19 protein-coding genes are annotated in these 18,527 nt (G+C 33.9%); 18 read left to right on the top strand and 1 reads right to left on the bottom strand.

Features of this window, described 5'->3' with window-relative positions; genetic code table 11:
• Positions 1 to 6: 6 nt before the first annotated feature.
• From ACIQ2X_RS01005 to ACIQ2X_RS00950, 12 genes are all read left to right on the top strand, one after another.
• Positions 7 to 1,284, top strand: a complete 1,278-nt coding sequence (locus ACIQ2X_RS01005) for an AAA family ATPase (protein WP_396177008.1) — start codon at positions 7 to 9, stop codon at positions 1,282 to 1,284.
• Between the two features lie 3 nt (positions 1,285 to 1,287).
• Positions 1,288 to 1,866, top strand: a complete 579-nt coding sequence (locus ACIQ2X_RS01000) for an HNH endonuclease domain-containing protein (protein ID WP_396177007.1) — start codon at positions 1,288 to 1,290, stop codon at positions 1,864 to 1,866.
• A gap of 19 nt (positions 1,867 to 1,885) precedes the next feature.
• The gene (gene purE, locus ACIQ2X_RS00995) at positions 1,886 to 2,368 is read left to right on the top strand and encodes a 5-(carboxyamino)imidazole ribonucleotide mutase (protein ID WP_396177006.1); all 483 of its coding nucleotides are present in this window, start codon (positions 1,886 to 1,888) and stop codon (positions 2,366 to 2,368) included.
• Positions 2,369 to 2,666: 298 nt separating this feature from the next.
• Complete coding sequence (locus tag ACIQ2X_RS00990) at positions 2,667 to 2,894, top strand: hypothetical protein (protein WP_396177005.1); 228 nt, start codon at positions 2,667 to 2,669, stop codon at positions 2,892 to 2,894.
• Positions 2,891 to 3,181 (top strand): type II toxin-antitoxin system RelE/ParE family toxin, encoded by a 291-nt coding sequence (locus ACIQ2X_RS00985; RefSeq protein ID WP_396177004.1) that lies wholly within the window; start codon positions 2,891 to 2,893, stop codon positions 3,179 to 3,181. Before ACIQ2X_RS00990 ends, ACIQ2X_RS00985 begins: the two co-directional genes overlap by 4 nt.
• A gap of 67 nt (positions 3,182 to 3,248) precedes the next feature.
• Positions 3,249 to 5,321, top strand: coding sequence for a M3 family metallopeptidase (locus ACIQ2X_RS00980; RefSeq protein ID WP_396177003.1), 2,073 nt, complete (start codon positions 3,249 to 3,251; stop codon positions 5,319 to 5,321).
• A gap of 91 nt (positions 5,322 to 5,412) precedes the next feature.
• The gene (locus ACIQ2X_RS00975; protein WP_396177002.1) at positions 5,413 to 7,071 is read left to right on the top strand and encodes an SWIM zinc finger family protein; all 1,659 of its coding nucleotides are present in this window, start codon (positions 5,413 to 5,415) and stop codon (positions 7,069 to 7,071) included.
• A gap of 166 nt (positions 7,072 to 7,237) precedes the next feature.
• A complete protein-coding gene (locus ACIQ2X_RS00970) occupies positions 7,238 to 7,741 on the top strand; it encodes a GbsR/MarR family transcriptional regulator (protein ID WP_396177001.1) in 504 nt (167 codons plus the stop codon).
• Between the two features lie 77 nt (positions 7,742 to 7,818).
• Complete coding sequence (locus ACIQ2X_RS00965) at positions 7,819 to 8,826, top strand: YqjF family protein (protein ID WP_396177000.1); 1,008 nt, start codon at positions 7,819 to 7,821, stop codon at positions 8,824 to 8,826.
• Positions 8,827 to 9,255 carry a hypothetical protein gene (locus tag ACIQ2X_RS00960; protein WP_396176999.1) on the top strand — a complete coding sequence of 143 codons (429 nt, stop codon included), beginning with the start codon at positions 8,827 to 8,829 and terminating at the stop codon, positions 9,253 to 9,255.
• 2 nt (positions 9,256 to 9,257) lie between these two features.
• Positions 9,258 to 9,641, top strand: coding sequence for a hypothetical protein (locus ACIQ2X_RS00955; RefSeq protein ID WP_396176998.1), 384 nt, complete (start codon positions 9,258 to 9,260; stop codon positions 9,639 to 9,641).
• Positions 9,628 to 10,080: a cell division protein gene (locus ACIQ2X_RS00950; protein ID WP_396176997.1), complete on the top strand. Its 453-nt coding sequence runs from the start codon at positions 9,628 to 9,630 to the stop codon at positions 10,078 to 10,080. The genes ACIQ2X_RS00955 and ACIQ2X_RS00950 overlap by 14 nt, the downstream gene beginning before the upstream one ends.
• Here ACIQ2X_RS00950 and ACIQ2X_RS00945 read toward each other — a convergent pair.
• Entirely contained in the window at positions 10,055 to 10,876 is an 822-nt protein-coding gene (locus ACIQ2X_RS00945; RefSeq protein WP_396176996.1) for a hypothetical protein, read from the bottom strand. The two genes, ACIQ2X_RS00950 and ACIQ2X_RS00945, sit on opposite strands and share 26 nt — an antisense overlap.
• Before the next feature lie 138 nt (positions 10,877 to 11,014).
• Here ACIQ2X_RS00945 and gcvP point away from each other — a divergent pair, with 138 nt between their 5' ends.
• From gcvP to ACIQ2X_RS00915, 6 genes are all read left to right on the top strand, one after another.
• Entirely contained in the window at positions 11,015 to 13,858 is a 2,844-nt protein-coding gene (gene gcvP, locus ACIQ2X_RS00940) for an aminomethyl-transferring glycine dehydrogenase (protein WP_396176995.1), read from the top strand.
• Positions 13,859 to 13,930: 72 nt separating this feature from the next.
• Positions 13,931 to 14,314 carry a group III truncated hemoglobin gene (locus tag ACIQ2X_RS00935; protein WP_396176994.1) on the top strand — a complete coding sequence of 128 codons (384 nt, stop codon included), beginning with the start codon at positions 13,931 to 13,933 and terminating at the stop codon, positions 14,312 to 14,314.
• Between the two features lie 102 nt (positions 14,315 to 14,416).
• Positions 14,417 to 15,475, top strand: coding sequence for a 3-oxoacyl-ACP synthase III family protein (locus tag ACIQ2X_RS00930; RefSeq protein ID WP_396176993.1), 1,059 nt, complete (start codon positions 14,417 to 14,419; stop codon positions 15,473 to 15,475).
• Positions 15,476 to 15,688: 213 nt separating this feature from the next.
• Complete coding sequence (locus ACIQ2X_RS00925) at positions 15,689 to 15,928, top strand: hypothetical protein (RefSeq protein ID WP_396176992.1); 240 nt, start codon at positions 15,689 to 15,691, stop codon at positions 15,926 to 15,928.
• Between the two features lie 431 nt (positions 15,929 to 16,359).
• The gene (locus ACIQ2X_RS00920; RefSeq protein ID WP_396176991.1) at positions 16,360 to 16,926 is read left to right on the top strand and encodes a methyltransferase; all 567 of its coding nucleotides are present in this window, start codon (positions 16,360 to 16,362) and stop codon (positions 16,924 to 16,926) included.
• 20 nt (positions 16,927 to 16,946) lie between these two features.
• Positions 16,947 to 17,849, top strand: coding sequence for a glycosyltransferase (locus ACIQ2X_RS00915; protein ID WP_396176990.1), 903 nt, complete (start codon positions 16,947 to 16,949; stop codon positions 17,847 to 17,849).
• Positions 17,850 to 18,527: the final 678 nt, after the last annotated feature.

The following is an 18,527-nucleotide window of genomic DNA, read 5'->3' as shown; positions in this document are numbered from 1 at the left end:
CAACAAATGAAAATTTCGAAATTACATATTGATTCTTACAGACATTTAGAAAACCTTGATTTTGACTTCACTTATCCAAAGGATTTTCATATTGAAGAAAAAAGGGGGAAACCTCTAGATAAAATTTGCTTTATAGGACAAAGTGCAAGTGGAAAGACGAGTTTATTAGAATTGATTAATCAAACAATAAGTTATTTTTACAATTTAAGAAAAATTAGTACTGATGAATTCCTAGATGTTGGAAATTTTAAACATTTAAAAATTAATTTAAATTTTGAATCTGATTTAATCCTATATAAATATGAAAAAGGAGATATTAAAATCGACAATGAAAATTTAAAATTGTATGATGGCACTTATAATGGAGGAGCGACCGACATAATTAATTATAAAAACAATATTTTTTTTATATCCGCAGATATCCTTTCTAGACAAAACATAAAAATTTTTGAGGAGAAAACTGTTAATTTAATTGAAAAATATAAAGATTTAAAAAATAATTCGAACTCACTTTTAGAGCAAAATTATTTTGGAGATTTTGTTAGAGAATCTATTTGGATTTCCTTTTTGCAAGAAAGACTAGATTATCTGCAAAAGTCTTTACAGTTTTTCAATGAATTTCTTGCTAATGATTTTTTAAGCGAATCATTATCTAAAAAGTTGGAGGATTGGAAATTATTAAACAGTAACCCTTTACTAAATTTTGCTGATAAATTTGATTATATTTTTAAAAATTTAAATATTGAACTCGATCTTAATAATGCTAGTGAAATATTTCCTTTGAGAAACATTTTCACAAAAGAGAATATTCCAGTAGAGAATATAAGTACTGGGACAAAACAACTTTTATTAACTGCTTTACCACTTTATAAATTAAATACCACAGATTCCATCATTTTGATTGACGAGCCAGAACGTTCCCTTTATCCAGATATGCAAATGGATTTAATGGAGCATTACAAAAATTTTGCTCCAAAAGCACAATTTATTATTGCGACACATTCTCCATTCATAGCTGCATCTTTTGAACCTGAAGAACGCTTTATTTTAAGTTTTGATCAAGAAGGCAAAGTAATTGTTAATAGAGGCAGTTCGCCAATTGGAGATGATCCAAATGATATGCTTTATAATGATTTTGGCATTAACTACATCAATAAATATGGACAGCAAAAACACAATGAATATTTAGACCTAAAACAAAAAGTTTTTTTTGAAAAGGATGAAAATGCTAAGAAGAGATATGTCGAAAAGTTAGAAAAACTTGGAGAGGAATATAACTTCTAGAATATGAAAAGAATTATAAAGTATCCTAACTCTCAAATTGTTCTGCAAAATATTATTTATAAAAAAGGGAGTAATAAAAGATTACGGTCTATTTTATTACGAGAACAAAAAAACTTCTGTGCTTACACTGAAGAATATATTGGTATTAATGATGCCGTTGACATCGAGCATTTTAATCCAGGCCTGAAATACACTGCAAATGATTCTTATGAAAATTGGTTTATGGTCAAACATAAACCTAACAATGCCAAAAGAACACATTGGCTTGAACCAATTCTATATCCAACAGATGAAAATCTTGAAGAAAGATTAATTTATTCTGATGGTTATTTTCTACATAAACCCGATGATATAGAAGCGAAAAACTTGATAGATTTACTGAACCTTAATGATGAAATCTTTGTAAAGAACAGAAAAAAATATATTGAAAGAAGGAAAGAAATAATTATCAGTAGAGGTTTTCAAGGAAACGAAAAAGCTTATTTTGAAGAATTAATCAATTTAGAAATCGATTATATTAAATACTTCCGAGCTATTCAAGAAGAATTTAATATTGATATTTGGAATATGATTCCACTCTAATTAACTAAATAAACTTAAAATGAAAGTAGCCATAGTAATGGGTTCCATTTCCGACATGCCGGTGATGCAAGACGCCATCAACATCTTAAAAGAATTCGGAATCGAAACGGAAGTTGACATTGTTTCGGCACATCGTACGCCCGAGAAACTTTTTGATTTTAGTCAAAATGCACATAAAAAAGGTGTACATGTCATTATCGCTGGAGCAGGTGGTGCGGCACATTTACCAGGAATGGTTGCCTCTATGTCGCCACTTCCCGTCATTGGGGTTCCCGTAAAATCAAGTAATTCCATTGATGGTTGGGATTCTGTTTTGTCCATTTTGCAAATGCCAGGCGGTGTACCGGTTGCAACAGTAGCCTTGAATGGAGCAAAAAACGCTGGAATCTTAGCAGCTCAAATTATCGGAAGTTCCAATCCTGAAATTTTAGAAAAAATGATAACGTATAAGGAAGGTTTGAAACAAGCTGTTCTTAAAGCTTCGGAAAATTTAGGAAAATAAGTTATTTTTTTTCAGAAGCTATTTCCAGCTATCCATTTCAATCTTTTCTTTTTTTAAAGAAAAAAATAAAAAGATTTATCTCATTGATATCTGACTTTTTCGGTATTCGATGATTTTCAATTCCATTTCTATCTGGGCTAAACTATCAGTTATAATTAGTCTTGAATCAATTGGCAAATCTTAATTTAAAAACTTTGTGTCTTTTTGATTCATTGGAAAAAAAAAGACTATACATTCAGATTTGCATTCGCTTACATAGGTTATTAATTAAATTTGTAACTTTGATAAAAACAAAAGTATGGATATTCAAACTTCAAAAATCGAATTGGCAAAAGTGATTCTTGACATAGAGAATTCTTCTTTAATTGAGGAAATAATTTCTTTGATTCAATCAAAAGACGTTTTGACTCAAAATCAAAAAGATGCGATTGATGAAGCGCTTTATGCACTACAAAACGAGGAAGGAATTCCTCATCACATCGTTGCAGAAGAAACCAAAATACGTTATTCAAAGTATTTTCAATGATGAAGATAATTTGGTCGCCTCAAGCCAAAAAAGATTATTGGCAAAACATCGATTATTTAGAAGCCGAATGGACTTTTAACGATGTGGTTCGATTTATTGAAAAAGTAGACGAAACTATTACGTTACTTTCTCAAAAAAATGTTGTGTTTATTTCTACAAATTATCGAAATGTAAATAAGGTTGTAATCACAAAACAAATTACGCTTTACTACAAAATCAATTCCGAAACGCTTGAATTACTGCGTTTTTGGAACACTTATCAAGATTTAAAAAACTTTAAATTATAACAATAAAAAAACGTTGTGCCTTGCTCCCGAAACTTCGGGATTCGCGGCTAAAAAATTATAAAAAAACATGCAAGATACTAAATCTCCCGATTCACAACACGTACGGACAGGTCGCGACCTGTCCCTAAAGGAAAAATTCACCACAAAATACGAAACAGCTCCATTTTCTCAAATAAAAATGGACGATTACAAACCCGCTTTCGAAGAAAATATAAAAGCGGCAAAAGCGGAAATTGACGTTATTATCAACAATCCCGAAACGCCCACTTTCGAAAATACCATCGAAGCTTTGGATTTTTCTGGAAATGCTTTAGATCGATTGTCTTCCATTTTTTTTAATCTAAATTCTGCCGAAACTTCAGATGAAATGCAGAAAATCGCACAGGAAGTTTCGCCACTTTTAACTGAATTTAGTAACGACATCACCTTAAATGAAGATTTATTTAAGCGCGTAAAAGCTATTCACGATGTAAAAGAAAGTTTGAATTTAACTGCCGAACAACTTACTTTACTTGAAAAAAAATACAAAGGTTTTGTTCGAAATGGGGCTTTATTGAACGACGAACAAAAATCAAAACTGCGTGAAATTGACACGCAATTGTCAAAACTAAAATTGACTTTTGGCGAAAATGTTCTCGCTGAAACCAATAACTACCATTTGCACATCACTGCTGAAGCTGATTTAAAAGGTTTGCCCGAAGGTGTACTAGAAGCCGCAAGAGCCGAAGCCGAAACGAGAAACCTAGAAGGTTGGATTTTTACGCTTGATTATCCAAGTTATTTGCCTTTTGTAACCTATGCCGAGAATCGCGAATTGCGAAAAGAAATCAGTATTGCAGCTGGAAAAAAAGCGTTTCAAAACAATGAATTTGACAACCAAGAAAACGTAAAAAACATTGTTCGTTTGCGTCATGAACGAGCAAATTTATTGGGTTATGAGTCACATGCCCATTTTGTTTTGGAAGAACGAATGGCTCAAAATCCCGATAAAGTAATTTCATTTTTGAATGATTTATTGGAAAAAGCCAAGCCGGCTGCCAATAAAGAATTTGAAGAACTTACCGCTTTTGCCAAAGAATTGGATGGAATTGATCATTTAGAAAAATGGGACAGCAGTTATTATTCAGAAAAATTAAAGCAAAAATTATTCAATTTGGATGATGAAAAATTGAAACCTTATTTTCAATTGTCAACTGTGTTGAACGGTGCTTTTACCATTGCTGGAAAATTATTTGGACTGACCTTCACCGAAGTTTTCGACATCGATAAATACCACAAAGACGTTGTTACCTATGAAGTAACGGATGAAAAAAACGAATTAGTCGCCATATTCTATGCCGATTTTTTTCCAAGAAAAGGAAAACGAAACGGCGCTTGGATGACTTCGTACAAATCACAATCGATTCGGAACGGTAAAAACGACCGTCCCCATATTTCGAATGTTTGCAATTTTACACCACCAACGGCAACCAAACCTTCTCTCTTGACCTTTAACGAAGTGACTACTTTGTTCCACGAATTTGGTCATGGGTTACACGGTATGTTGGCCAATACGGTTTATCCTAGTTTATCGGGAACATCGGTTTATTGGGATTTTGTGGAATTGCCAAGTCAAATTTTCGAGAATTGGTGTTACGAACCTGAAGCCTTGGCTTTGTTTGCCATACATTACGAAACAGGCGAAATTATTCCGCAAGAATATGTCGAAAAAATCAAAGAGAGTGCGAGTTTTCAAGAAGGAATGGCTACAATGCGGCAATTGAGTTTTGGTTTATTAGATATGACGTATCACGGAAAACCGCAAACTATTGAAGATGTAAAAGCATTTGAAGAGAAAGCCTTTGAAAACACCAAATTGTATCCTGATGTTGCTGAAAATTGCATGAGTACTTCGTTTTCTCATATTTTTCAAGGCGGATATTCTTCTGGATATTACAGTTACAAATGGGCTGAAGTTCTCGATGCCGATGCGTTTGCCTATTTCCAAGAAAAAGGAATTTTCGATAAAGAAGTGGCTACAAAATTCAAAGAAAATATCCTTTCAAAAGGCGGCACCGAACATCCGATGATTTTGTACAAAAAATTTAGAGGTCAAGAACCAAAGCCTGAGGCGTTGTTGAAACGGGCTGGGCTGATTTAATATGTTAATAATTAATTGTAAAAGGATTATCAGAGAAAATTTAACAATCATTTTACAAATAATTTACTCAATTTTATAAATCTCAAGAAAAATGACACTTACAACTTTCTTAAAAGAACATCAATCCAAACTAAAAACTACCCAAAAATTGGTCGTTCGAGATTTAGACGAAACAAGTAAAAACGTTTTTGTGGCTTATGTGGATGAAAATTCAAACAGCTATGATGTTCAATTGGTTTTGGATTCCAAAAAAAACATCAAAGAAAGCAGTTGCGATTGCGAAAATGGAGGAACCTGCAATCATATTATTGCACTGGCACAATTTCTTGCTGAAAATAAAAAAGAAAAAACGGCTATTAAAAAACCCGTAAAACGCAAACTTTCTGAAATTGACCAAGTTTTAGAAACAGTAGATAATGCAACTTTGCGGCTCTGGATTTCTGAAACTTTAAACAAAAATAAAGAATTGGCTTTTGTTTTTAAGAACAACTTTAGCAATCAAACCGTTTCAATTGATTCGGCATTTATTAAAAAGACCGTCAAAGAAAGTATTATCTCCATTATTGGCAAACGTAAATCGATTGAAACCAATGAAGTCAAGAAAATTGTAGATGTTTTAACTATAGCATTAAAACCAGCTTTTGATTTTATTTTTGCAAAAGTTTCTAAAGAAAATCACGAACTATTTACGAGTTTAATTACAGAACTCGAGGGAATAAATTATGAGTATTATACTTCAAGCAGTCGAATTAATACACTCATTAAAAATATTTCTGAACTCCAACTAAAAGCTATTTTTAACCTTAAAGATGTGGTAGCTTGGCAAAATGCAGTACAGTTTTATTCCAACTTACTATTTCAAGATAAATTTTTAGTTCTAGAACTTAATTTGGTAAAGAATATTTATGATTTTTCCAAAGTAAATGAAACTCAACAGCAATTTGTAGTAACTAATTTAGAACAGAATTTCAACACACTTTACGAAAATTGTAAGAAATCGTTTTCTCTGCCCATTTTCGAATTAGAGCACTTTTTACTAAATGTTTTTTCAGAAAATAAAATATTTGAGCAACATATAGAAAAATTCCGTTCTAGAAGATTTCAAAACGAACATAATTTGTTATTGATTGTTGAATTAATTAAAATAAATCAATTAGAAACGGCTGAAAAATATTGTTTGGAACAAATAGAACAAAACTCGAAATCAGATTACGATTTGCCTTATGTTAAATTTTTAATTCATATCTATAAAAAAACAAACGACACACAAAAGCTGGCCAACGTATTAAGTATTTACGGGAAATTCATCTTTTCAATAGAAGAATATTTATTTATAAAAGAACATGCTACGGCAGAAAATTTTAAAAGATACCGTGCCTCCGTAATGGTAAATGCTAGGAATAGTTACCAAAATGGAAACTTAAATTCATTTAATTTCTACTTTGAAATAAAGAAATTGGACGACAAAAGAAATGATTTATTCGAGATGTTGAAAAACGCTTACAACCTAACTTTTGTAAATGAATATAAAGAAATCGCACTCCAATTGAGCGAAATTAAATTCATCAACCTCTTGAGCGAAATTTCTTTTTTTTCAAATGCCCAGGCAAAATTGATCGATGAAATAGCTGATTTTGTGGTTAAAAATATAGAGCGCGCTAGTTTAATTTTTATCCTAAAAAAGATTTCATTTTACAGCAAAAATAACATCATTCTCACTATTGAAGAAAAAATTAAAATAAGTAGTTAAATCAACAAATTTAAACACCTCTTTCAAAACTCCATAAAACCAGCACTAATCACCAATAATATCTGTTTTTTAGTGCATGTAGTTTTCAAAATCAAGATTTCTAAATTTCAAAAACAAACTTTCACATATTTTTGAAAGTTTAAAAACTTTTAATTACATTTGTAGTATGGAATTCAACGAAGCAAAAAATAAATTCATTCAAACCTGGGGCGCTTTAGGTTCGCAATGGGGGATTAATAAAACCATGGCACAAATTCATGCCTTGTTAATGGTTTCTGCAGAACCTCTGTCAATGGAAGATGTGATGGAAGAATTGCTGATTTCTCGCGGTAATGCGAGTATGAATTTACGTGCCTTAATGGATTGGGGAATTGTGTATAAAGAATATAAATCGGGTGAGCGAAAAGAGTATTTTATTGCCGAAAAAGATTTTGATGAACTCGCCGTAAAAATTGCAAAAGAACGAAGCAAACGAGAAATCAAACCGGCTTTGAAAGTGCTCAAAGATGTATCTTCGATAAATCCTGCTACTTCTTTGGAAACCAAGCATTTTGTCGAACAAACTTCTAAATTGTATGATTTTGTGCTAAAAGCCGATAATATGATTGACAAAGTCACCGAAATCAAGGACAATTGGATTGGCCGACTGGTTTTGAAAATCATGAAGTAAAAGGGTATTTTTTTAATCAAAACTTTCATTTTTTTCTGAAAGTACAATAAGTAAATAATATGCGAACGCTCAAAATTTTGAATACAATTGCTTTATTAATCCCATTAACGTGCTGTTTACTGGGTTTTATTGAAGAAACATTTTTTTATTTAACATTTTATGCCATCGCAATTACTGGAATACTACAGCTGGCTATTGCAATAGCCTTTATCATCAAAGAGCCAAAAAATGGTTACATACAACTCTACTTTGTAGGATTAATTATCACATTTATTGTATTGTTATTCTCTAGATTCATTAATTTATTTTGGATTTTACCATGCATGCTTTGCCTTTACTTGTCGATAATTATATATGCTACTCCTTCTAAAAAAAGAAGTTTTATGCACGCGGAATGGAACGATTTAATCTTCATCAACTATGAAATCCATCCCCAATTTCTTGAAAAATACGTTCCAAAAGGTACAGAAATCGATTTATGGAACGGCAAGTGCTACATTAGTTTAATCGGTTTTATGTTTGAGGAGGTAAAAATTATGGGCCTTAAAGTTCCGTTTCACATCAATTTTGAGGAAGTAAATTTACGATTTTACGTCAAGCGATGCGATGAAGGCGTTTGGAAACGTGGCGTTGTTTTCATTAAAGAGATTGTACCGAAACACGCCATAACATTTGTTGCCAATACGTTGTACAACGAACAGTACCAAACGTTGCCGATGCGACACAAACGAACTTCTGACGATGATTCCTTATTGTTTAAATATGAGTGGAAAAAGAACCACATTTGGAATTCGATTTCGGTTGAGACGCAAAAAGAGCTTATTCCTATTACAGAAAACTCGGAGGCCGAATTTATTTCGGAGCACTACTACGGTTATACTGTTTCTCCAAGTAAAAAAACGGTAGAATATGAAGTAACACATCCCAGATGGCAACAATATATTGTGAGGAATTTTGATATAAATGTAGATTTTGAAACCGTTTACGGAAAAGAATTTGCTTTTTTGCAAAACCTGAAACCTGCTTCTTGTTTTGTAGCCAAAGGCTCAAAAATTACCATTGAAAGTAAAAAAATTCTGAAATAAATGAATCCAATTATCCCCAACTGGCTCATTATCGCAAGTGGTTGTGGCCAAATCTTTACCGCACTCATTTATCCTTACATTCGCCACCAAGTGTTTGATTGGTACAATGATGTAAAACAACTCAAACCCTTGAACCAAGAAATTGCCAAAACATACGGAAGGTACATCCAAGGATTGAATTTCTCATTTGGAATAATTGCAATTACACTCCCGAACGACTTGAAAAACCAATCTAATTTAGCCATCGCTGTAACAGGACTAATTGCCGCCTATTGGGTTGGAAAAGTGGCTACGCAAATTGCCTATTACCCGATGTACGACATTCCCAAAAGACGTTTGTTTAAAATAGGAAGTTATTTTATGAATATGCTATTTTTGCTTTTTGCAGTGGTAAACACCTTGCTTTTTATCCATAATTCAATTAGATAATTATGCGTTGGAGCTATTTAATTAAACATTGGTTTAGCACGCTTTTTATTGGACCGGTAATTGCACAAATTATGCTCTTAGTCGATAGTATTGATAGTCTATTGTTTGGCTTTTTTGAATACTACTTTCTATTTATAATTTTTGGATTTTTCTTCTCAACACCTACCTATCTTGTATATAGCCTTTTATACTGGTATCTGGCAAAAAAAAATCTTGATGAATGGAAAGCAAAGGTCATTTTAATATTTGTTGCAATTACAGGAATAGTCATGACTTTTTCAGCCATAGGTGGTTCTGTTAGTGACTATGGAATCATTAGCTATAGCATTTCATCCCTTTTAACGGGAATATTTTTCAAATTAAATTTCAAAAATGACAACAATTAAACTCATTACCAAGATAAACGCACCCATTCAACTTGTTTTCGACCTTAATAGAAACATTGATATTCACAAACTATCGACTTCAAAATCGAAAGAAATTGCAATGGACGGTGTCACGTCCGGATTAATCAACAAAGGAGAAACGGTAACATGGCGTGGCAAACATTTTGGATTTTACTTGAAACATAAAAGCGTTATTCCTGAAATGGAACACCCCAATTATTTTGTGGATGAAATGTTAGAAGTCCACTTTAAAAAATTTCGACACCATCATTGTTTTGTTCAAGAAGGCTTAAATACTATCGTGACCGATACTATCGAATATCAAACTCCTTTTTGGATATTTGGAAAAATATTTGACCAATTAATCCTCAAGAATTACTTGACCCGTTTTATCAAAGAACGAAACAATTATATCAAAAAAGTTGCCGAAAACCAATAATCAACGCCAACCACAACACCGGAATACTTTCGACCCAGAAAGCAGTGTAATATCGATTTCGATTTTCATTGGAAAAATGCAAAAAAAGTGTGGTAATAACAACTAAAATAAAATTTACAAGCAATTGAACATGCTCAACGTTCGATTTAAAAAATTCTAAGATATAAAAAGAAATTAGTAGCAAATAACCCAATGCCTTAGTTTTGCTTATTCCAATTTTCTGCGGAACAGTCAATAAATCAGGGTCATCTTTCTTTAAATCAATGATTTCAAAAATCAAAATCAAAACGATTACCAATAAAAAACGTTGACAAAATTTGATAAAAATATCCTTATAAATTTCCATTCCAAAGTTTATCACAGGTAATAAAATAGTCACTCCCGACCAACAAAAAGCCACCACATAAATTTTGATTCCCGACCAATTTCGCATATTTGTTTGAGTAGAAAATAAGGGAACTGTATATAAAAAGGTTAACCCAAAAAAAACCAAAGCTGCAACTTGGGTTTTAAATTTTAACTGAAAAAAGAAATAGCCACAAACCAAAAACGCAAACAGACTTAACGTCAATATAGGTGTCAAAGCTTTTCGAAATTGCAATTTCTGACGAAAAAAAACTTCGTATTTGATAAAATTATACCCAAATACAGTTCCAAAAAAAACAAACCCTGCAATGGCATTATCAAAGGGTATGTAAAACATCAAATTAGTAACCAATAGCAGAGCCAAAACCGCCAAAGCTACATGAATACTTGCCTGAATGTAAAAACCGAAAAGTCGTTTGAGTAGTTGCATTGAAACAAAAATAATCAATCAAACTAGACAAAAGATAAAGCTTTGATAAATTCGTAAAATTCGCACGTTAAAATCAAATTATTTTTAAGAATATAAGTACTTTTGCACGACGAAAATAACACACTACAGTACAAATTTATGAAAACAGATTCATTTGCTTTAAGACATTTAGGACCAAGAGAAAATGACTTGCCTAAAATGCTAGAAACCATAGGAGTTGAAACCTTAGACCAACTAATTTTCGAAACCATTCCCTCAGATATTCGTTTGAAAAAACCGTTGGATTTGGAACACATTATGTCCGAATATGAATATGCCAATCACATCCGAGTTTTAGGCCGTACCAATAAAGTTTTTAAATCATACATTGGATTGGGATACCACCCAACTATCGTGCCGCCAGCTATACAGAGAAACATTTTTGAAAACCCAGGATGGTACACCGCCTACACGCCTTACCAAGCAGAGATTGCCCAAGGAAGATTAGAAGCGATTTTAAATTTCCAAACCACCGTTATTGAATTAACAGGAATGGAAATTGCCAATGCCTCATTACTGGACGAAAGTACCGCTGCCGCCGAAGCAATGGCTTTGCTTTTTGATGTTCGAACCCGAGATCAGAAAAAAAATAATGTATGTAAATTCTTTGTTTCTGAAGAAATTTTACCGCAAACTTTGTCCGTTTTACAAACACGTTCAACCCCAATTGGTGTAGAATTAGTGGTAGGAAACCACGAAGAATTTGATTTTTCAACTGAATATTTCGGAGCTATTTTGCAATATCCTGGAAAATTCGGTCAAGTTTACGACTATGCTGATTTTATCAAAACCGCCAACGAAAAAGAAATAAAAGTAGCAGTTGCTGCTGATATTTTATCACTTGTAAAACTTACTCCTCCCGGTGAAATGGGTGCAGCAGTTGTTGTAGGAACCACACAACGATTCGGAATTCCGATGGGTTATGGTGGTCCACACGCGGCCTATTTTGCAACCAAAGACGAATATAAACGTTCGATGCCAGGTCGAATCATTGGTGTTTCTCAAGACATAAATGGAAACCGTGCTTTACGAATGGCTTTGCAAACACGTGAACAACACATTAAACGTGAAAAAGCCACTTCCAATATTTGTACAGCACAAGTTTTATTGTCGGTTATGGCAGGAATGTTTGCCGTATATCACGGTCCCAAAGGATTGATGTATATCGCCAATAAAGTGCATGCAAAAGCCTCGACATTGGCAGATGCCTTAAATAAATTAGGTGTTTACCAAACCAATACTGCTTTTTTTGACACCATCGTAGTAAAAGCCGATGCGAACAAAGTCAAAGAAATTGCCAAGCAAAAAGAAATCAACTTTTTCTATATTGATAACGAAACCATTTCGATGTCAATGAATGAAACCACTTCGTTTCAAGATTTAAATGAAATTATCGCAGTTTTTGCGGAAGCTACTGGAAAAGATGCTTTTGAAGTTTCTGAAAATGTTTCAGAAGTAAACTATCCTGAAAGTCTAAGCCGTACTTCTTCCTTTTTAACACACGATGTTTTCAATAAATACCATTCCGAAACGAGTTTGATGCGTTACATCAAAAAATTAGAACGTAAAGATTTATCGTTGAACCATTCGATGATAGCCTTGGGTTCTTGCACAATGAAACTAAATGCCGCCGCCGAAATGTTGCCTTTGAGTATGCCGTATTGGAATGGAATTCATCCATTTGCACCACTAAACCAGGTAGAAGGTTATACCAAAATGCTGAAAAAATTAGAGCATCAACTCAATGTAATTACAGGTTTTGCAGGAACCACTTTGCAACCCAATTCAGGAGCTCAAGGAGAATACGCCGGCTTGATGACGATTCGTGCGTACCATTTATCCAGAGGCGACGACAAAAGAACGGTTTGCTTGATTCCCGCTTCGGCTCATGGAACGAATCCCGCTTCGGCAGCGATGGCAGGAATGCAAATTATCGTTACCAAAACTATGGAAAATGGAAACATTGACGTAGAAGATGTGCGTGCCAAAGCGATTCAATACAAAGACACACTATCTTGCTTGATGGTAACCTATCCTTCAACACACGGGGTTTTTGAAAGTGCCATTAGAGAAATTACCCAGATTATCCACGACAATGGAGGCTTGGTTTATATGGATGGAGCAAACATGAATGCACAAGTTGGGTTGACCAATCCAGCAACAATTGGAGCAGATGTTTGTCACTTGAACTTACACAAAACCTTCGCTATCCCGCACGGTGGTGGTGGACCGGGTGTTGGACCAATTTGTGTAAACGAAAAATTAGTGCCTTTCTTGCCTAGCAACCCGCTTGTAAAAGTAGGTGGCGACCAGGCCATTACAGCTATTTCTGGAGCACCTTATGGTTCGGCTTTAGTATGTTTAATCTCTTATGGATACATTTGTATGTTGGGTGCTGAAGGTATTACCAATGCAACGAAATATGCCATTTTGAATGCGAATTACATGAAAGCGCGTTTAGAAGAGCACTATCCTATATTATATGTAGGCGAGAAAGGACGTGCCGCACACGAAATGATTTTGGATTGTCGTTCGTTCAAAGAAAAAGGAATTGAAGTAACCGACATTGCCAAACGATTGATGGATTACGGATTTCACGCTCCAACTGTTTCATTTCCAGTTGCGGGAACGTTGATGATTGAACCTACAGAATCTGAAGATGTTGCTGAACTAGACCGCTTTTGCGATGCAATGATTTCGATTCGCCAAGAAATTGAAGCAGCAACAAAAGAAGATGCAAACAATATGTTGAAAAATGCACCACATACTTTAGCTATGTTAACATCAGATACTTGGAACTTCCCTTACTCAAGAGAAACTGCTGCTTTTCCGTTAGACTATATTGCTGATAATAAATTCTGGCCAAGTGTACGTCGTGTAGATGAAACGTATGGCGACCGTAATTTAATTTGCAGTTGTGCTCCAATTGAAGCGTACATGTAATTAACAATTTATATCATAAAGAGGTTTTAAGTTTCGATTTAAAACCTCTTTTCATTTTAAAATAGTTCAGAAATGAAAGACATACAAAATAACGACGATTTATACCTTTTAGTAGACGAATTCTACAAAAAACTATTAAGTGACGCTTCCATTGCCTATATTTTTACCGAAATCGTAAAAATTAAACTCGAAGAACATTTGCCTATTCTGGTTACATTTTGGTCGCAATCCCTTTTCAATACAGGTGGTTATTTTAATAATTTGACAAAAATTCATTTGGACATTAATGCTAAAGAATATCTATCGCCTGAATTATTCCAAATTTGGCTAAACCATTTTAATACTGCGGTTGACGACAACTTTTCAGGATCAAATGCAGAAAAAATCAAAACGCAAGCTTTGAGTATTGCTACTATAATGCAAATTAAAATCCATAATCAACAAAAAAAAGATTGAAAAAATAAATTATTGTTAAAATAATAAAATTATATGCATGCATAGTATTTTTTCATTGTCAATACATTTTAAAATAGTATTTTAGCAAGATAAAATTATCCGATGAATATAAAAATAATAGGGTCAGGAAGTTACATCCCTACTGAAGTTGTATCCAATATCCATTTTTCAGAGCATACGTTTTTGAACGAGGACGGAACTCCTTTCCCCCATTCCAACGAAATTATTGCACAAAAGTTCCGAGAGATTACAGGTATTGAAGAACGACGGTACATTTCGGATAATTTGAACACCTCGGACGTGGCAACAATAGCCGCTAAAAATGCCATCGCCGATTCTAAAATTGACCCAGAAACACTAGACTATATTATTGTAGCGCATAATTTTGGCGACGTAAAAAAAGGAGCAATTCAAGGCGATATGTTGCCCAGTTTAGCGTCTAAAGTGAAGTACAATTTACGCATAAAAAACCCAAAATGTGTGGCGTATGACATGCTTTTTGGTTGTCCAGGATGGTTAGAATCTTTTATCCAAGCACAAGCTTTTATCAAAGCTGGAATGGCAAAAAAGTGTCTGGTTATTGGCGCAGAAGCATTGTCCAGAGTTGTAGATCCACACGATCGAGATTCCATGATTTATTCCGATGGAGCTGGAGCCACAGTAGTTGCAGCAACTGATGACAAAGGTGGAATTTTGGCACATGAATCGGCATCTTACACTTTCGACGAGGCCAATTACTTATTTTTTGGAAAATCAAACAACAACACTCATAACCCCGACGTGCGTTACATCAAAATGCATGGTCGTAAAATTTACGAATTTGCTTTGAGAGAAGTGCCCAAAGGAATGGCTACTTGTTTAGAAAACAGCGGTGTGAACATTAATCAGATTAAAAAAATACTCATTCACCAAGCGAACGAAAAAATGGACGAAGCCATTCTGCAACGTTTTTATAAACTCTACAAAATGGACGTTCCGGCTGATATTATGCCGATGAGTATTCATAAATTAGGAAATTCGAGTGTGGCTACAATTCCAACGTTATACGATTTACTCATCAAAGGAAATCTTGAAAATCACAGACTTCAATCGGGAGATATAATTCTTTTTGCCTCTGTTGGTGCTGGAATGAATATCAATGCAATGGTATATCAGGTTTAGGCCTCCCCCGACCCCTCCGAAGGAGGGGAGCGAAGAAGATAAGACCCAGGAGATAGGAGATGGAATCCCGAAGTTTCGTGAGGAAGATGGGAGTCGGGAGTAATATGAAGTAAACATTTTGTTTGTCATTTTTTTCCTACGTTTTGAGCTCAATTCGCAAATACTAAAGCAAATATCTTTAAAGCTAAATTTTCAAACAATAAAATTTTACAGATGAATTGTACAAAATGTGGTTCCGATAAAATAATTAAAGACGAGCGAATAATGTATCTTTCTCACGGTAATATTCCAAGAAATTTATCTATTTCGATTCAGAAAACAGACAGGGCCTTTTTTAATAAATTTGAAGAAAGTGACTTACTAGCTCAAATTTGTTGCGGTTGTGGAAATGTTGAATTTTCCATAAACAATAGAGAAGCACTTTGGGAAGCGTACCAAGAAAGCAAAAAATAGAATTAACCCTTTGTTCAATCACCTGAAAAGAGGTTTCTTTAAATAATGTAGTTTTATCAAATACAAAAATCCAAGCTACTTAGCGCATTGGATTTTTTAAAGATAAACCAACTATCAATTGCAATCTACTTTGCCAATTTAGACTTAAAAGATACTGTTTTTTCGCAAGGTAAAACGCCACCCGGCACGCCGATATAGGAAACTGGGCCTGTGACTTTTCCGTTGACAGCATCATATTTTCCGTTTACACACAACTCGTTATAATATATTTAAATGTAAATACTAGTTTAGCCGAGAGTTCCATTTAAAATAAAAAGCCACTGATTTTTATCTAAATACACAAAATCACCCGAAAATCAATTTACTAACCAAAACTTTGTAAATTTGTGCACTGTTTCAACTTGAAACTTAAAACTTGAAACATTTTTTAAATGTACGAAAAATCCTTTCCCAGCAAACGCTTCAACATCACGCTAGAATTTTTAAAAAAACACATTTCGACTTCCGAAACGATTTTCGATTTAGGTGTGCCAAACCCGTTTTCGAAAATTATGACCGAAAATGGATATCAAGTAATCAATACAAAAGGCGAAGATTTAGATAACGACCAAACGGCTTTGCAATCCGAACATTACAGCGTATTTACTGCTTTTGAAATTTTCGAACATTTACTCAATCCTTATACCGTTTTGCAAAATGTAAAATGTAACAAAGTCTTGATTTCGATTCCGATGCGGCTGTGGTTTCAATCGGCTTATAAAAGTAAAACCGACAAGTGGGACCGCCATTACCACGAATTTGAAGATTGGCAACTCGACTGGCTTTTAGAAAAAACCGGTTTCAAAATTATAGATTCCGCACAATTTACACATCCAGTGAAAAAAATTGGTTTCCGGCCACTTTTACGATTTTTTACCCCCAGGTATTATTTAGTTTATGCAGAAAGAAGCCTGCTAACTCCCAAAAAGGAGGTACAGGCTCCCGAAGAAGGCATTTAAAACGCAACACAAGTTTTATAATGAACGACATAAAATCTACACAATACTTATCAAGCTCTCCCTTTGGGGTTGGGGGGACTTATTACGTCATAATTCCCGCTTATAACGAAGAACAATTTATTGCAATAACATTGCAATCACTCGTTGAACAAACGGTTTTACCTGCCAAAATTGTCGTGGTCAATGATAGTTCTACGGATAAAACTCCTGAAATTGTTTCGGCTTTCGCCAAAGAATATCCGTTTATTTCTATGGTGAATAACACGTCCGATGCGATTCATTTACCGGGAAGTAAGGTTATCAATGCTTTTAATAAAGGATTAGCTTCAGTAGACGAAAATTACGATTTTATTGTAAAAGCCGATGCCGATTTGATATTTCCTCCGAATTATTTTGAATCGTTAATCCAGCATTTTCAATCGGATGCCAAAATTGGAATGGTGGGCGGTTTTTGCTACATCAAAAAAAACAACGATTGGGTCCTGGAAAATCTAACCGACAAAGACCACATTCGTGGTGCGTTAAAAACCTATAGAAAGGCAACTTTCAAGCAAATTGGCGGTTTGAAACCCGCAATGGGTTGGGATACCGTTGATGAACTTTTGTGTAAATTCTACGATTGGAAAATAAAAACCGACGAAACCTTACACGTCAAACACCTGAAACCTACTGGAGCCAATTACAACAAAACCGCGCGATATAAACAAGGAGAAGCTTTTTATACGTTAGGCTACGGTTTTTGGATTACTGCGATTGCCTCGCTAAAATTGGCTTTACGCAAAAAGAAACCGTTTTTATTTCTGGATTACTTGAATGGTTTTTGGAAAGCAAAAACTGCTAAAAAACCGCTGTTAGTTACCGAAGAACAAGTTGAATTTATCAGAGCATACCGATGGAAAAAGATGAAAGAGAAATTGAAATGACATTATTAATATCAATTTCAAAATGCAAATGCGAAATTTAAAATTTAAGCCGCTCAAAGTGAGTGACTTGAAATCTATATCAAAAGTGTTCCTAAACCCATAACCGAATACTGGTTGTTACTTTGCTGAAACCACTAAAGTTGGAGCCCCATTATTTCGTTTTCATTTCTATAATTCCTATTTTTTATAATATTCATACCAAGAGGCATAAATAGGTCCACGAAGTACGGAGTTTTGCGCAGCAAAAAAAAATATTTACATAAAGTGGAATTGTTTTGTCGTTGGTTGGGAATAAATTCACAGATATCGCAACAACGAAAAAGAAAAATCCAACGCTGCTTTTACCGATTTTTTTCATTTCTTCTTCTAATGATCTTTTTGTTTCTTTCAATAAACCTATGTTTTTTTTAAGTCAAAGACTGTCTAACAACAAAGGCAAAACTCAATGCGTGACGAAACCTAAATAATTACAACCCATTGATTTTAAGTATTTCAATACTTTAAAACAAATTCAACTACGGAGATAAACAATTGAAAAAAAATTTATTTAAATTAAAGGTAATGTGGTCAAAAATAGTTGGTAATTTTTCAATTTAAATTAATTATATTACCACATCAAACTGAAGAGGACATTGGCTCTGCTGAGGAGCAACCAATCAGCAATAAGTTTGACACATA

It is taken from the genome of Flavobacterium sp., from assembly GCF_044368625.1.
Taxonomy (GTDB): domain Bacteria; phylum Bacteroidota; class Bacteroidia; order Flavobacteriales; family Flavobacteriaceae; genus Flavobacterium.
Note: the sequence above shows the minus strand (reverse complement) of the source record. Positions and strands in the feature narration are given on the sequence as shown.

What these genes read in the sequence shown, in the direction of transcription:
- ACIQ2X_RS00930 (WP_396176993.1), top strand. Translation starts at nt 14,417, where the DNA reads ATGAATATAAAAATAATAGGGTCAGGAAGTTACATCCCTACTGAAGTT.
- ACIQ2X_RS00975 (WP_396177002.1), top strand. Translation starts at nt 5,413, where the DNA reads ATGACACTTACAACTTTCTTAAAAGAACATCAATCCAAACTAAAAACT.
- ACIQ2X_RS00955 (WP_396176998.1), top strand. Translation starts at nt 9,258, where the DNA reads ATGCGTTGGAGCTATTTAATTAAACATTGGTTTAGCACGCTTTTTATT.
- gcvP (WP_396176995.1), top strand. Translation starts at nt 11,015, where the DNA reads ATGAAAACAGATTCATTTGCTTTAAGACATTTAGGACCAAGAGAAAAT.
- ACIQ2X_RS00980 (WP_396177003.1), top strand. Translation starts at nt 3,249, where the DNA reads ATGCAAGATACTAAATCTCCCGATTCACAACACGTACGGACAGGTCGC.
- ACIQ2X_RS00970 (WP_396177001.1), top strand. Translation starts at nt 7,238, where the DNA reads ATGGAATTCAACGAAGCAAAAAATAAATTCATTCAAACCTGGGGCGCT.
- ACIQ2X_RS00925 (WP_396176992.1), top strand. Translation starts at nt 15,689, where the DNA reads ATGAATTGTACAAAATGTGGTTCCGATAAAATAATTAAAGACGAGCGA.
- ACIQ2X_RS00990 (WP_396177005.1), top strand. Translation starts at nt 2,667, where the DNA reads ATGGATATTCAAACTTCAAAAATCGAATTGGCAAAAGTGATTCTTGAC.
- ACIQ2X_RS00915 (WP_396176990.1), top strand. Translation starts at nt 16,947, where the DNA reads ATGAACGACATAAAATCTACACAATACTTATCAAGCTCTCCCTTTGGG.
- ACIQ2X_RS00945 (WP_396176996.1), bottom strand. Translation starts at nt 10,876, where the DNA reads ATGCAACTACTCAAACGACTTTTCGGTTTTTACATTCAGGCAAGTATT.
- ACIQ2X_RS00935 (WP_396176994.1), top strand. Translation starts at nt 13,931, where the DNA reads ATGAAAGACATACAAAATAACGACGATTTATACCTTTTAGTAGACGAA.
- ACIQ2X_RS00920 (WP_396176991.1), top strand. Translation starts at nt 16,360, where the DNA reads ATGTACGAAAAATCCTTTCCCAGCAAACGCTTCAACATCACGCTAGAA.
- ACIQ2X_RS00985 (WP_396177004.1), top strand. Translation starts at nt 2,891, where the DNA reads ATGATGAAGATAATTTGGTCGCCTCAAGCCAAAAAAGATTATTGGCAA.
- purE (WP_396177006.1), top strand. Translation starts at nt 1,886, where the DNA reads ATGAAAGTAGCCATAGTAATGGGTTCCATTTCCGACATGCCGGTGATG.
- ACIQ2X_RS00950 (WP_396176997.1), top strand. Translation starts at nt 9,628, where the DNA reads ATGACAACAATTAAACTCATTACCAAGATAAACGCACCCATTCAACTT.
- ACIQ2X_RS00960 (WP_396176999.1), top strand. Translation starts at nt 8,827, where the DNA reads ATGAATCCAATTATCCCCAACTGGCTCATTATCGCAAGTGGTTGTGGC.
- ACIQ2X_RS01000 (WP_396177007.1), top strand. Translation starts at nt 1,288, where the DNA reads ATGAAAAGAATTATAAAGTATCCTAACTCTCAAATTGTTCTGCAAAAT.
- ACIQ2X_RS01005 (WP_396177008.1), top strand. Translation starts at nt 7, where the DNA reads ATGAAAATTTCGAAATTACATATTGATTCTTACAGACATTTAGAAAAC.